Origin of the sequence: Streptomyces geranii, assembly GCF_002954775.1 — a bacterium.
Taxonomy (GTDB): domain Bacteria; phylum Actinomycetota; class Actinomycetes; order Streptomycetales; family Streptomycetaceae; genus Streptomyces; species Streptomyces geranii.
On the sequence record NZ_PJME01000038.1, the window covers coordinates 35,529 to 48,018 of the forward strand.

General features: G+C 69.2%; 16 protein-coding genes. 4 read left to right on the forward strand and 12 right to left on the reverse strand.

Annotated features, from left to right (window positions below):
• Positions 1-130: 130 nt before the first annotated feature.
• From CW359_RS32710 to CW359_RS32740, 7 genes are all read right to left on the reverse strand, one after another.
• Positions 131-346 carry a hypothetical protein gene (locus CW359_RS32710; RefSeq protein ID WP_105973824.1) on the reverse strand — a complete coding sequence of 72 codons (216 nt, stop codon included), beginning with the start codon at positions 344-346 and terminating at the stop codon, positions 131-133.
• Between the two features lie 251 nt (positions 347-597).
• Entirely contained in the window at positions 598-1,188 is a 591-nt protein-coding gene (locus CW359_RS32715) for a TetR/AcrR family transcriptional regulator (RefSeq protein WP_157968693.1), read from the reverse strand.
• Between the two features lie 236 nt (positions 1,189-1,424).
• Positions 1,425-1,652 (reverse strand): hypothetical protein, encoded by a 228-nt coding sequence (locus CW359_RS32720; RefSeq protein WP_105973826.1) that lies wholly within the window; start codon positions 1,650-1,652, stop codon positions 1,425-1,427.
• A gap of 22 nt (positions 1,653-1,674) precedes the next feature.
• Entirely contained in the window at positions 1,675-2,640 is a 966-nt protein-coding gene (locus CW359_RS32725; RefSeq protein WP_105973827.1) for a zinc-binding dehydrogenase, read from the reverse strand.
• A 49-nt stretch (positions 2,641-2,689) separates the two neighbouring features.
• On the reverse strand, positions 2,690-3,076 hold the full coding sequence (locus CW359_RS44920) for an alpha/beta fold hydrolase (protein ID WP_232838715.1): 387 nt from the start codon (positions 3,074-3,076) through the stop codon (positions 2,690-2,692).
• Positions 3,077-3,466: 390 nt separating this feature from the next.
• Positions 3,467-3,811, reverse strand: coding sequence for an alpha-L-rhamnosidase C-terminal domain-containing protein (locus CW359_RS32735; RefSeq protein ID WP_232838716.1), 345 nt, complete (start codon positions 3,809-3,811; stop codon positions 3,467-3,469).
• Positions 3,812-3,931: 120 nt separating this feature from the next.
• Positions 3,932-5,845 (reverse strand): ATP-dependent nuclease, encoded by a 1,914-nt coding sequence (locus CW359_RS32740; RefSeq protein ID WP_105973829.1) that lies wholly within the window; start codon positions 5,843-5,845, stop codon positions 3,932-3,934.
• Positions 5,846-6,125: 280 nt separating this feature from the next.
• On the opposite strand from CW359_RS32740, the gene CW359_RS32745 reads away from it, so the two are divergent.
• On the forward strand, positions 6,126-7,019 hold the full coding sequence (locus tag CW359_RS32745) for a phosphorothioated DNA-binding restriction endonuclease (protein ID WP_105973830.1): 894 nt from the start codon (positions 6,126-6,128) through the stop codon (positions 7,017-7,019).
• A gap of 451 nt (positions 7,020-7,470) precedes the next feature.
• Here the strand turns inward: CW359_RS32745 and CW359_RS47680 are convergent, their stop codons facing one another.
• Entirely contained in the window at positions 7,471-7,653 is a 183-nt protein-coding gene (locus CW359_RS47680; RefSeq protein WP_408647543.1) for a hypothetical protein, read from the reverse strand.
• A gap of 20 nt (positions 7,654-7,673) precedes the next feature.
• Complete coding sequence (locus CW359_RS47685; RefSeq protein WP_408647544.1) at positions 7,674-7,874, reverse strand: hypothetical protein; 201 nt, start codon at positions 7,872-7,874, stop codon at positions 7,674-7,676.
• A gap of 164 nt (positions 7,875-8,038) precedes the next feature.
• Here CW359_RS47685 and CW359_RS32755 point away from each other — a divergent pair, with 164 nt between their 5' ends.
• The 3 genes from CW359_RS32755 to CW359_RS46065 are packed head-to-tail and all read left to right on the forward strand — an operon-like array spanning position 8,039 to position 9,792.
• Positions 8,039-9,037 carry an RNA polymerase subunit sigma-70 gene (locus CW359_RS32755; protein WP_105973831.1) on the forward strand — a complete coding sequence of 333 codons (999 nt, stop codon included), beginning with the start codon at positions 8,039-8,041 and terminating at the stop codon, positions 9,035-9,037.
• A 6-nt stretch (positions 9,038-9,043) separates the two neighbouring features.
• Positions 9,044-9,340, forward strand: a complete 297-nt coding sequence (locus CW359_RS46060) for a hypothetical protein (protein WP_198655482.1) — start codon at positions 9,044-9,046, stop codon at positions 9,338-9,340.
• Positions 9,337-9,792, forward strand: coding sequence for a DUF6069 family protein (locus tag CW359_RS46065; RefSeq protein WP_198655483.1), 456 nt, complete (start codon positions 9,337-9,339; stop codon positions 9,790-9,792). Before CW359_RS46060 ends, CW359_RS46065 begins: the two co-directional genes overlap by 4 nt.
• Before the next feature lie 199 nt (positions 9,793-9,991).
• On the opposite strand, the gene CW359_RS32765 is transcribed toward CW359_RS46065, so the two are convergent.
• The 3 genes from CW359_RS32765 to CW359_RS32775 are packed head-to-tail and all read right to left on the reverse strand — an operon-like array spanning position 9,992 to position 12,386.
• Positions 9,992-10,726, reverse strand: coding sequence for an NADPH-dependent F420 reductase (locus CW359_RS32765; RefSeq protein ID WP_105973832.1), 735 nt, complete (start codon positions 10,724-10,726; stop codon positions 9,992-9,994).
• Positions 10,727-10,777: 51 nt separating this feature from the next.
• Positions 10,778-11,656 (reverse strand): alpha/beta fold hydrolase, encoded by an 879-nt coding sequence (locus CW359_RS32770; RefSeq protein WP_105973833.1) that lies wholly within the window; start codon positions 11,654-11,656, stop codon positions 10,778-10,780.
• A 28-nt stretch (positions 11,657-11,684) separates the two neighbouring features.
• A complete protein-coding gene (locus tag CW359_RS32775) occupies positions 11,685-12,386 on the reverse strand; it encodes an SDR family oxidoreductase (RefSeq protein ID WP_105973834.1) in 702 nt (233 codons plus the stop codon).
• Between the last annotated feature and the right edge of the window lie 104 nt (positions 12,387-12,490).

The window sequence follows — 12,490 nt, forward strand, 5'->3', positions numbered from 1 at the left end:
CCGGTTCCAGATCTGGCCTCGGCCTTGCCGTAGCGGGTGGTATCCGTGGGGTGGCGAAGCGCAGGTCGCCGCTGTACCGGCGCAGCCGGCTACGGGACGGACGACGGGCAAGTCCGCCAGGACTTCAGAGTCAAGCCAATAGGTCCCAGCCGTGGCGGCTTTGCTCGTTCGGCGATGACCCGACGGATGCAGCGCTCCAGAGCAAGCGCCGGTACCTGTCGTGGTCGTAGCCACGGTCTGCGAGGAGCGTGTCGGGGCGGCGTCTGAGGCTGCCGACGACGCCGGCCACAGCCGGAACCTTGTCGAGCAGGGGCAGCATGTACGTGACGTCGTTGCGGTTGGTCATGCTCGAGCCGAAGCACCCGCGGTCGGCCCTCCGTCGGCTTCGGTGCTGGCTCGGGCAGCAACGGCTCTATCGGCAACCACAGTTCGTCCGAGACGACCCAGGGACGCGACTCCTTCTTTCCCACGGGCAGCCGTGACGGCGGTCGCGCCATCGGCCGACCCGAGGCGTACGGCGTCCGGTGCCGTGTGGTGATCATCAGCCCGGGCCTGAAGACGGGGGTCGGCTCGTACGAGCGTGGGTTGCCAGCGTCTTCATCCGCGGTTGTCGGCCGCCGGGTGGTCTGCGCGTAGACGGCTGAGGAAGTTGGCTGTGGAACGGTGGCAATGCTCCATGTCCAGCTCGGGATAGGTCAGGGCGGTCTGGAGGAGCCCCTGGATGGTGGACGCGGCGGTGAGGCCCGTGTCACGGTCACCGATGCAGGATGCCAACAGTTCACCCAGTTCCTCGTGGAAGCGGTGGAACGTGGGCCGCAGGGCGCTGTCGTAGGCCGCGGCGGTCACCATCTCCTGCATCGCAATCGTCGCCGCGCGGTGCTCGGTCAGCAGCGCCACCACGAGGTCCGCCGCGAACTGGGCAAACGACTCGGGAGCGCTCTCGCTCTGTACGCCGACCTGGGCCACCTGGGATGCGACGGTTCGCTGCGCGTGCTCGAACATCGCCGTGCGAAGGTCGTCGATGGACGAGAAGTGATAGCTCACCGACGCCAGGGACACCTGGGCGCGCGCCGCCACGGCCCGGTGGGTCAGCGCCGCCGCCCCCGCGTCGGCGACAAGTTCGATCGCGGTGTCCAGCAGCAGGGCGCGTCGAGCCGTACCACGCGCCGTCAGTCGTTCCTCACGCACCCTGTGCTCCTCGCCTGTGCTTCTGCTGGACCAACGTATCGGAGGCAGGCGGGCCCGTTTCGTGCAGCCCGAGGGGCCGGGCAAGGACCGACAAGGCATGTCTGCGGGAGAGGTCGTGTTCCGTCAGGGGATGCCGTCCCGCAGCCGCGCGAAGATCTTGCCGCCCTTGCCCACGCCGGTTACCCATTGCCGTCCGTGGAGGAGGTGCTGGGTTGGACGCGGAACTGGGCGAGTCCTCACGCCGAGCCTATGGTTCCGATCTCGTCGGATCTTGCGGCGGCCGGTGCGTCATTCATCGCGAAGAGCGCCGAGAGGCTGATGCCCACCCGGTGAGCCCCATCTGTTAAGCCCACCGCCTCCACGACGTCCATGGTGAAGTGGAGACGGCCGTCGACACAGGCAGCTCCGCAGTGGTCCGTGCGGTCGTCGACCTGGGCGTCGGCAGTGAACGCGTTCGCGTGCACTGCCGACAGGGCCCCCGATTCCTTACACGATCAGGAGCGTCTTACCGATCGTGCTCCTGGATTCCATGGCGGCATGGGCGTCGGCCGCACGCTCCAGCGGGAATGTCTGTCCGATCACCGGCCGCAGTCGGCCGGCGGCGGCCTCCTTGAGTGCGGTGGCCGCCAGCGCGTGCTGGTTCCCGAGCGCCCCCATCAGCTGCTGCAAGCCGATGACGGTGACGCCCCGGGCAGCGAGCGCCCTGGTGTCGGTGAACACACCTCCGGCCGCGCCGGTCAGTACGAATCGCCCCCCGGCATCAACCATCGAGGCCGCCGCCGTGCCGGTCTCGCCACCCACGCAGTCGAACACCACGTCGACGCCGGCGCCGCCAGTCAGCGTGCGCACCCGCTCGGTCCAGTCGGGCCGTGCGTAGGTCACCGCCTGCGCGCCCGCGTCCCGCACGGCCTGCAGCTTGGCCTCGCTGCCCACGGCACCGATCACCTTCGCGCCGGCGTTGAGAGCGAGTTGCACCAACAGGCCGCCCAGGCCGCCGGCCGCCGCCTCGACCAGTACCCACTCGTCCGGCTTCGGAGCGCCCAGCCCGGACATGGCCAGCGCGGCCGAGCCGTCGGTGAGCAGCGCCACCGCATCGGCGGTGGACAGCTCCGCCGGGATCGGGATCGTTCGGTGAGCGGCGACCACCGCCTTCTCCGCGTAGCCCCCGGTGCCGTTGGTGTGGCCGATCACTCGTCGGCCGAGCAGGCCCGGGTCGGTGCGCGGGCCGACCGCGGTGATCACGCCACCGATGCCGGTGCCGGGCACGTAGGGCGGGGTGGGCGACTGCATGGGGAGGGGAGGGCGTCCGGCCCGGATCTGGGTTTCGATGAACACCACGTTCACAGCTTCGACGTCGATCAAGACCTGTCCCTGGCCGGGCTTCGGATCAGGGGCCTCACCGGCCACCAGTACCGACGGATCTCCGAATTCGGTCAACCAGATGGTTCGCATCGGCGGTCGGGGCACGGTGTCCTCGCGGGTCCGTTGCCCCGTCCTCCTTTCATATTCGTGTGGGTGTGGGTGTTGTGCGGCCGGCGGACGACATTGCCTCGTCGGCCCCATCGGGCATGTCATCGCTGCGCAGACGTTCCGGATACGGGGCGGTCGTCCACCAGGCGTCGGCACCACCCCAGTCGTCCCCGACGAGGTCGAAGCTGTCCCGCCCGAGCCCGTCGGCTATGGCCAACACATTCGCCACCAGCTCGCTCACCCCGTAGGCGGAGGGCTCCTGCGGCCCCACCCCGGCGGAGTAGCCCCGCAGGTCAGGTAGGACGGCACGAAGGCCCCGCTTGCCAAGCGCGGCGACCTGGCAGCCCAGGAGATGGCCGTCTCCGGGAACTCGTCCAGCAGAAGGAGCGGCCGGCCGCAGGACCCGCGGCGATCGCATCGAAACTGCCCAAGGAGGCGGGGATGGTCAGAGGTCGGGGCATCGCGCGCCTTTCGGGCCAGGAGAGCGCCAGTCGATCGAGTACGGCGTACCGGATACATTCGTATCAGATACATTCGTACTCGGTCCAGCACCCCGAACAACACGGACCCAACCAGGCCGACACGGACCACAGGAGGTACACCGTCGAGCCACTCCGGGAAGCAGATCTCCAGGGCCGACCACGACGGATCGGCCCCAGCACCCTCACGTCTTTACGGGACTGCGCACCCCGTCCCCGAGAGCGGAACACGTGCGGAGGCGTTATCGGCGATGCAGTGACCAGCCGAGGGGATGACGGCGTCATCACCGTGACACGACCTTCGTCAAGCGTCTTTGACGGCGCTGCCCTCACTGACGACCGTCCATCGGTGGCTTCCCGAGCCCACCTCCACCAATTCCCCGCTCGGCAGCAGCACCTCGGCACCCGTGTTGGGCGGCCACACTCGCGTACAGGGAGAAGACGCCACCGTCGAGGGTCCACCGAACGGCCGCCCCGCCGTAAGGCGTCCGCAGGCGCGCGTCGCCCCGGCGGATTCCTCCCCCGGGGCGGGGAGCGATGCACAGTCTGCGATAGCCGGGCTCGGCCGGGGCGAGTCCCGCGACGGTCCGGTGCAGCCAGTCCGCCACGGCACCCAGCGCGTAGTGGTTGAACGACGTCATCTCGCCGGGGTCACTCCAGACAGGAACGGACACGCCACCGCGTCCGGCGTTGGGCGAAGAGGAACAGGGTCGAGCCGCCAAGTCGACACCCTTCCACAGCGTCTGGTCTGTAGTCGGCCTGGAACCGCGAGCCCACGTAAGGGAGCCTGCTGGCTACCGCCGCCCGGTCAGCGAACGGACGTTCTCCAGCAAGGCGTGCAGCAAGAACGGGGGCTCCGTAGCGGCCGTTCGGGTCGCCTCCAGATATGTCGCCGCGTTCTTCCCGTCGACACCTTCGCCGGCACGGACGAGTTCCCGCCTGCGCTCCTCCCAGGTCGGCCAGTGCTCGTTGAGGTGGGTCTCCAGGGTGTCCTCGAATACGGTGTAGCGGCCGGTCGAGCCGTCGGCGGGCTGGGGATCGGGCGTCGCACCCAGGTACCGGAGAAGATTCGCGTTCTTGGTGCGGTTGTTCCGCGCCTGGCGCTCGAACTCCTGCTCCTTGTCCTGCGGCTGCTGCGGGATGAGATGTTGCACCGACTCCCGCTTGCGCTCCTCCATACCGGCGTCGCCGTCGAACACGACGTAGCAGGGCACGCCCAGGGCGCTGAAGAGTGCGTCAGAGATCATGAGGTTGTCCTTGCCGTGGACCTCGATGACGCTGATGCCCTCCGCGCCCAGGTTGATCCCTGACCGGTCCGCGCAACCGGTGATCACTCCCTCGTCCCCGCGCCCCTCGACCAGCACCACGGCATGGGCGAAGAAGCCCTCTGCCAGCGCACCGCTCAGCGTGCCCTCGGTCCTGCTCCTGATCACCTTCTTGTCGACGAGCCCGTCCAAGGCCCCGCACAGGTCCTCCTCCGTGGCCTGCCACACTTCGGTGACGGGGTGCCCCTCGCCGGCAGCGCGGCCCAGGCGCCGAATCTGGTGATACCCCTTCGGATCGATGAAGACCGGGTTGTGAGTGGCGTACATGACCTGAGTACGCGCCTGCGGCGAGGTGGCGACCAGCTCGCGGAGCGCCTTCGCGAAGGTCCGCGCCTGGGGAGGGTGCTGGAAAAGCTCGGGCTCCTCGATGGCCAGGCACAGCGTCCGCATGCCGTCGGCAGAGCGCCTGCGGTCGGCGAGGTACTTCAGCGCCGCGATGATCAGGGCGCGCTGGAAGCCGTGCCCTTGCCGGTGCACCGAGGTATGGGCAGCCCCGTCCCGGATGCTCACCTGGAAGGTTGTTCGGGCGGGCCTCGGAGCCTGTACCGTGGGGGTCACGACCACCTCGCGTCCAGTGGTGAACTTGGCGACCTCCGCCGACAGCGCGGCCGACACTTCGTCCAGCACGGGGCCGTACACCTTGCTGTGCACTTCCTGCCGGGCCAGATGAGCGTTCTCCTCGATCTCGCCGAGTTGCTCGTTGGCCTGTGAGCGGTCCACGGCATGGTCGAGGATGCGGCCGAGCGCGGTCGCCTTCTGATCGTCGGCCTCCTCGTACGCCCGCAGATCAGCGGAGACGAACACGAAGTCGATCAGCTGGGCGAGCCTGCTCTGCCCGGCGAAGCCGAAGAAGTGCGTGTCCTCGACCTCGGCCTCGGTGAGACGGTCGCGATTGGCCAACTCCCACGTGCGCATCGCCTCCAGAACCTTGTCCTTGGTCCCGGCGGTCGACAGCCCCAGGCTCGTGTCGCTCTCCCTCAACTGGTCATAGGCACGGCGCAGTTCCATGGCCTTCTCGTTCTTGCGCACCTCCTCGAACGGCCCGTACGCGAGCGCCTTGCCCGTGATCTTGTCCTCGCCGTTCTGCCAGGTACGCCAGATACTCACGCTCGCGACGCCGTCGGGCGCGTACCGCCCGAGGTTCTGGCGATCGTGATCGGTGAGTCCGTCGAACTCCACCTCCACGGAGATACGGCCGCCCTCGTGGATGTCGTCGTCGCTGAGGGCGACACCCTTCTCGCCGTTGAAGAACCAGTCGAGCGCACGCAGCACGGTGGACTTGCCGACCCCGGTCGGTCCGATGAAGGAGGTGATGTCTTCGAAGGACACGTCCACCTTGTGCAGACAACAGAAGTTCTCGATGCGAACGCGCTTGATCTTCATCGTCGTCCTATGCGCTTGGGGCAGGCGGGGCATTTGAGTGCCCACGTGACGATCGTGACGCTAGCGGCGTGGCTGACAGCCCATCAGCCGATTTCCCCTGATAGGTGATTCCTCAGAATCGAGCGTCGTTTCTGCCATGACGTTCCGCGACGATCATCGATATCCATAAGGAGTGCACCGGCTTGGCCTCCTCCCCTGCCTCTTCCTCGGCCCAGCCTCCAGCGACACTCGATCGGGACTCCGACGCACTCAACTCAAAACCTCACTACGATCACCGGCCATGGACTGGCTCGGGCGGATCGCGAAGCTCAGGCAGTGGACCAGGAGCGGAACGCGCGCCCCGCACAAGCCGCTGTTGCTCCTGCACGCCCTCGGCCGGTTCCAGCAGGACGCCGACAGCGAACTCCGCTACAGCGCGGTGGAGGAGGACTTGCAGAGTCTGCTGACCGAGTACGGCCCGCCCAACAGGACAACGCCCGCCTACCCGTTCCACCACCTCGTCAGCGACGGCGTGTGGGAAGTGCGTACCGACCTCGGGCCCGGCAGCCCCGGGACTGGGGTACGGGTTCTCCGGGAGACGGGCGCCACCGGCCGCCTCGCACCGGAACTCCGAACCGCCCTGCGCGGCGAACCCGAACTGCTGGGTCGGATGGCGCGGTTACTGCTCGACCTGCACTTCCCGCCCTCGCTCCACAGCGAGTTGTGCGAAGCCGTCGGCCTGGAAATGGAGCCGGCGGAGACCGGGCACCTCGTGCCCGCCCGCAGACAGCGGGACCGGCGCATGCGCGAACTGGTCCTCACCGCCTACGAGTACCGGTGCGCCTTCTGCGGCTACGACGGCAGGATCGGCACGGTCCCGGTCGGGCTGGAAGCCGCACACGTACGGTGGTGGGCGTTCGGCGGCCCGGACGACGTCGACAACGGGCTGTGCCTCTGCTCGCTGCACCACAAGCTCTTCGACAAGGGCGTCCTCGGGGTCGACGACGTCCACCGCATACTCGTCTCCCAGCACTTCGTCGGCCACAGCCCCGCCGCCCGCGAGCACGTAGTCGCACTCAGGGGCCGTCCACTCATCGGCCCGCAGCCAGGCGCACGCCCTGTCGCAGCCGACCACCGCGCCTGGCACACCAGCCAGGTCTTCCACGGCATTCCACGCCCCGCCACTGCGGCCTGACCGGATGACCGACACCTCCTCTCGAGCCCCCTCCCTGAAGTCGGCCCGCTTTACCACCTCGGCGGTGTCCACCCCGATCAGGCCCGCGTTGCTGAAGCCTCTTCGACCCCTCTCCGCCCCGAGTTGTCCGGACGCCGCTGAACCCTCCTCCGTGCGCTCCTGCAATGGCATCCTTCCGCCCAGCGCTCACTTCCAGGGCTCAGCAACTCCTCAGCCACCAAGAGGGGCTCCCTGCAACTCCGATCGAACGGCGTGCCCGTAAGACCGGTCAACCACGGTGCGATCCTGCACCTTCGGGCGCCACGCCCGGCTACATATGCCCAGGTCAGATCCATCCGCCTACCCAAGCGCCGTAGCTTCCCAAACTGAGAGTGCGAGTTCGATTCTCGTCACCCGCTCCATTACGAGGGTCCAGGTCAGCGACTTGGACCTTTTTTGCTGTCGCCGTTGGCTAGTCACCGCAGGCCAGATTCGTGCCAGAACGTTGATCGCCGGGGTCGACCGTCTCCGGTTCTGGCACGGCAGCAGGTTTCTGCTGTCGATCGTCGTCGGAGTGTTGATAGATCAACGCGGCCTTCTCCTTGCCTGCTCCCTTGGTTCGGCGCGGGTGGTGCCTGATCAGGTCGTCGTCCACGGTCGTCTCCTTGATGCTTGTCAGGAGGCGGTACGCCTTGGTCGTGCGGAGGTGTTCGGCGTGCCATTCGTGGACGAGGGTGCGGTGATCTCGGCGAGGTCCGATTCGCCGAGAGTGGCCGTGGGCCACATGCGCCGGCCGAGGCCGACCAGAGTGTCGCCGATCCGCTCGGTGAGAGCGCCGTGGTCACCGGCGAAGTGGCGCCGGGTGACCCAGTACACCTGCGCAACGCGCCGGAGCGGTGCCCTGTTCGTCGTACCGTGCGTCGTGCTCCGCCACCGGATCCGCCGTTGGATCAGCCGTGCCGACCGACCCTGGTGATGAGTTTTCGCGTCCGCTCCCGTCATACCTACGACGGGACACGACGAGGCGGAGGGACGACGTGATGAGTGCGGACACGTGGCTGGAGGAGCTGGGCGTGAGCGGGCTGGGCGAGGTCGACGAGCCGGCGTTCTCGGCGCTGGCGGAGCGGCACCGGCGGGAGCTGCACGTGCACTGTTACCGGATGCTCGGGTCGTTCGAGGACGCCGAGGACACCGTGCAGGAGACGTTCCTGCGTGCCTGGCGGCGGCGGGAGACCTTCGAGGGGCGGTCGACGTTCCGGGCCTGGCTGTACCGGATCGCCACCAACGCCTGCCTGGACCTGCTGGCCAAGTGCCGCCCGGAGCCCGCGACCGGCGGCGAGGTGCTGTGGTTGCAGCCCTACCCGGACCGACTGCTGGACGAGCTGCCCGCGGGTGACGCGGACGAGCCGGAGGCCCTCGCCGTCGCACGGGAGACGATCGAGCTGGCCTACCTGGTCGCCGTCCAGCACCTGGCGCCGCGCCCCCGGGCCGTGCTGATCCTGCGGGACGTGCTCGGCTGGCCGGCGAAGGGCGTCGCGGAGTTCCTCGGGGACTCCGTCAACTCCGTGAACAGCGCGCTGCAGCGGGCCCGCGCCGGCATGCGGGAGCATCTGCCCGCCGAGCGGCAGGACTGGACCGGCGGCGAACAGGACGCCGGGATGCGGGAGCTGGTGCGCCGCTTCACCGAGGCCAGCGTCGCGACCGACGTCGACAGGCTCGCGGCCCTGCTGCGGGACGACGTCCGGTGCTCGATGCCGCCGACGCCGGGCCTGTACGTCGGCCGCGACACGGTGGTGACCTACTGGGTCGAGAGCGGCTTCGAGGGCATGAAGGGCCTGCGCGCCGTCCTCACCTCCGTGAACCGGCAGCCCGCCCTCGCCTTCTACCACTGGCGTGAGCGGGAGGGCGCGTACCTGCCGCTGACGATCGACGTCCTGCGCATCACCGGCGGAGCGATCACCGAGATCGTCACCTTCCACGACGACCGGTTCCCGCGGCTCGGGCTGCCGGAGCGCCTGCCCGCCGACGGCACGGAGTAGTTCCTCGTGCGGACGCTCGCGCTGCGCGGTGGCACGCGTGTCGCGGTGGTCGCGGCGCAGTGGTACGACGCGTTCGGCGTCGTCACCCGCGGGCGGGTGCAGCTGGAGCTGCGCGACGGCGAGCCCGGGCCGGTCCTCGAACGCGGCGCCGGGTTCTGGCTCCACGGCACCGGCGTCCGCGCCCTGCGCAACCCCGGCCGTCGCACGGCGAGGGTGCGCATCGTCACCCCAAGGGCCAGGACCGTCACCTGCCGGTCAACACCCGTACGCCAGTTACCGAATGATGGAGGAACGCCAACATGAACAGCATGAAGGACACCGGGGTCGTCACCGGCGCGGCATCGGGCCGGACCAGCCACACCCACCCACTCCGCGGGCTCACCGGCACCGGCTTCCTGGCCGCTCTCGCGGCGACGGCGGCCACCGCCCTCGCCGCGGCGCTTGCCCAGGCCGTCGGCGTCGACTTCAAGGTCCCCGACGGTGGCGAGACGATCCCGTTGTCCGGGTTCGCCGTGGTGACCGGCTTCTTCTCGGTCGTGGGCATCGGCATTGCCGTCGCTCTTCGTCGTTGGAACGCTCGCCCCGCCGAGCGATTCGTGTGGACGGCACTGTCGCTGACCGCGATCTCGTTGGTCCCGCCCCTCCTCTCCGGGGCGAACACCGCCACCACCACCGCCCTCCTCGGGCTGCACCTCGTCCCTGCGACGGTGATGATCCCTGTCCTGGCGCGGAGCCTGCGCACCCGGACCGATTGACTCGCGAGTCGGCATCAGGCTCACACCGCGCCAGGACGCGCTCGCAGCCAGGCCCTGACACCTACACCTGCGGGGGGGCACACCACCGGGGAACGGACAGCAATCGGATCCGGCCATCCCCGCGCCCCTACGGTCGGCCCGAGAGGAGTTGCAGGGACCTCTCCTACGGGGTGTGCGTCGCGGCCAACGGCAGGCGTCGTCATCTGTGGGCGGCGCGGTTCATCTCGACGATGTCCTCCAGGGTGGGCTCGGCACCGAGGGCGGCGAAGCGCTCTGCCATGCTGTCGCGGACGGCTGCGTCCTTGACGGGGTCGGCCGCGGCCAGGGCAGCCGGCAGCTCGTTCAGGGTCAGCTCCGTGCAGTAGGCGGGGCTCATCGGCTGCTGGCGCCAGGAGTCGGCCAGTGCACCCGCGTCGTAGGGGTCGAATCCGGTGTCGTCCACCAGACGCATGGCCACACCCTTCGCTTCCTCGGAATCGCCGGCGACCGGGATGGCGATGCGGCCCGGAGTGCCCGCGGGGACACCCTTCGTTCGCTGGGTTTCGGCCAGGGCGGCGTTCCACGCCTTGACCACGGGGCGCCCAAGGAGTTCGGAGGTGTACACGCTCTCCACCACACCGTCCTCCACCGCCTCGATCCACCCGTTGAGATGCGGGTAGTAGTTGGAGGTGTCGATGACCACCGTCTCGGCGAGTACGGAAGCGAACAGGTCGGCCAGCTCTCCCGCCACTCCGAAGGGAATGGCCAGGACTACGGCGTCCCTGTCCTCGACGGCGTCCTCGAGTGCCACGGCGCGGGCGCCGGTCTCCAGCACGTCGGGGGCGACGGCCTCGGGGCCACGCGCGCCCGCCACCTCGACGTCGTGACCGGCCCCACTGAGTTTGCGGGCAAGATTGCCGCCGATGGCCCCGGCGCCGATGACAGAAATTTTCATGATTTTCCCTTCGAGGGGTTGCACCGCACCTCAGGCCGGTGGTCCCGGGGGTCAGGCCACCGCGGTCAGCAGGTCGGCCAGTACGTCGGGCCGTTCCAGGGCGATGAAGTGGCCCGCCCTGGGGACCTGGGTGAAGTCGGCGGTCGGCAGCAACTCCTTGTTGGCCTGCCGGTCCGAGGGGCGGGACCAGTCCTTCTCGCCGTAGACGAGGTGGATGGGGGCCTTGACCTCGCGGTAGCGCGAGCGGGCGGCGATGAGGCTGGGCAGGCTCTGGTACACGGCTCGGGCGACGGTCGGGTAGCCGGGGCGGCTTCCCACCTGGAGGAGCTCGTCCACGTAGTCGGCCCGCAGCGCGCTCTTGTCGCCGAGGCCGCCCTGAAGGATTGCGCGGAGAGCCGGCCTGGGCTCCACCCCGGCGATCACCGGGCCCACCCCCGGGGAGAGAACACCGCTGACCACCACACGGGCGAGGAGGCTGGACCGGGCGATTCCGCCGCGGAAGTCGTAGGTGTTCACCGCGACGACGCGTCGTACCCGCTCCGGGAGATCGGCCGCGGTGGTCAGGGCGAGCACCGCCCCCATGGACTCCCCGGCCAACGTCACGTCGTGGAGGTCGAGTTCGGTCAGGAGCCGCTCGACGCCCGCGCGCATGGCCGGCTCGTCGTACGACGCCCCGGGCACGATCTCGGAGTAGCCCATCCCCGGCAGGTCGAGGGCGTACACGGTGTAGTGGTCCGCGATCAGGGGGATGAGGTGGCGGAAGTGCTCGGCCTGGGTGCGCACGGTGTGCAGCAGGACCAGGGGAGCGCCGGTGCCCGCCTTGAGGTAGCGCAGGGCTCCCTCGCGGCCGTCGAGTCCCGCGCGCGGGGCGAGGGTGTGGCTGGTGGTTCCCGGAATGTGGATCGTGGGATGTGACTCGCGGTCGGGCATCTCGCCGACTCCTTGTGTGTGAAGGGGGTTATTTCGTCATCTGGGCGTACAGCCCTGCCAGGTCGCCGGCCAGGCCCGCCTTGACCTGCCGCGAGATGTCGTCGGCGAGCACCTCGTACGCACCTGTCTCGACCCCGTCGAGGGCGAGTACGGCGACGTCACGCGGGTCGGACTTGGGCGCCTCGACGCCGGCCGCGAGGTCGGTGTCCACGTAGCCGACGTGCAGGCCGGTGACGGCGATGCCGCGCGGCTGGAGCTCCAGGCGCAGGGAGTTGGTCTGCGACCACAGGGCGGCCTTGGAGGCGCTGTAGGAGCCGTCGAGCGCGATCCAGGAGAGCACGGAGTGCACGTTGAGGAGGTGGCCGCCGCCGTTGCGCTCGATGACCGGCACGAAGGCGCGGGTGAGAAGCAGCGGGCCGTAGAAGTTGGTCTCGAACTCCCGGCGTACGTCGTCGACCGGGGAGCCGAGGAAGGACGCGCCGACCGAGGCACCGGCGTTGTTGATCAGCACGGTCACGTCCTGCGCCTGTGCGGCGGCGGCCGCCACGGAGGCCGGGTCGGTGACCTCCAGCGCCACCGGGACCGCGTCGGGGTGCGTCACGCTGCGCGGGTCGCGGGCCGTGGCGTAGACCTTGCCGGCGCCGCGCGCGTACAGCTCCTCCACCAGCGCCTTGCCGATGCCTCGGCTGCCGCCGGTGACGAAGACGTTGGCGCCCTTCAGGACGGTCATGACTGCCTCCACAGAATGAGAAACCGTTCGGTTTCCTCGTTACGGTAAACCGATCGGTTTCCAGGCGCAAGCCCGACGGGGCCCGTTCACTTGCGCTGTGGAAA

Coding starts and splice junctions, on each gene's coding strand:
- CW359_RS32755 (WP_105973831.1), top strand. CDS start 8,039: ATGAGTGCGGACACGTGGCTGGAGGAGCTGGGCGTGAGCGGGCTGGGC.
- CW359_RS32745 (WP_105973830.1), top strand. CDS start 6,126: ATGGACTGGCTCGGGCGGATCGCGAAGCTCAGGCAGTGGACCAGGAGC.
- CW359_RS32775 (WP_105973834.1), bottom strand. CDS start 12,386: ATGACCGTCCTGAAGGGCGCCAACGTCTTCGTCACCGGCGGCAGCCGA.
- CW359_RS32740 (WP_105973829.1), bottom strand. CDS start 5,845: ATGAAGATCAAGCGCGTTCGCATCGAGAACTTCTGTTGTCTGCACAAG.
- CW359_RS32710 (WP_105973824.1), bottom strand. CDS start 346: ATGACCAACCGCAACGACGTCACGTACATGCTGCCCCTGCTCGACAAG.
- CW359_RS32770 (WP_105973833.1), bottom strand. CDS start 11,656: ATGCCCGACCGCGAGTCACATCCCACGATCCACATTCCGGGAACCACC.
- CW359_RS32765 (WP_105973832.1), bottom strand. CDS start 10,726: ATGAAAATTTCTGTCATCGGCGCCGGGGCCATCGGCGGCAATCTTGCC.
- CW359_RS46065 (WP_198655483.1), top strand. CDS start 9,337: ATGAACAGCATGAAGGACACCGGGGTCGTCACCGGCGCGGCATCGGGC.
- CW359_RS44920 (WP_232838715.1), bottom strand. CDS start 3,076: ATGCGATCGCCGCGGGTCCTGCGGCCGGCCGCTCCTTCTGCTGGACGA.
- CW359_RS32725 (WP_105973827.1), bottom strand. CDS start 2,640: ATGCGAACCATCTGGTTGACCGAATTCGGAGATCCGTCGGTACTGGTG.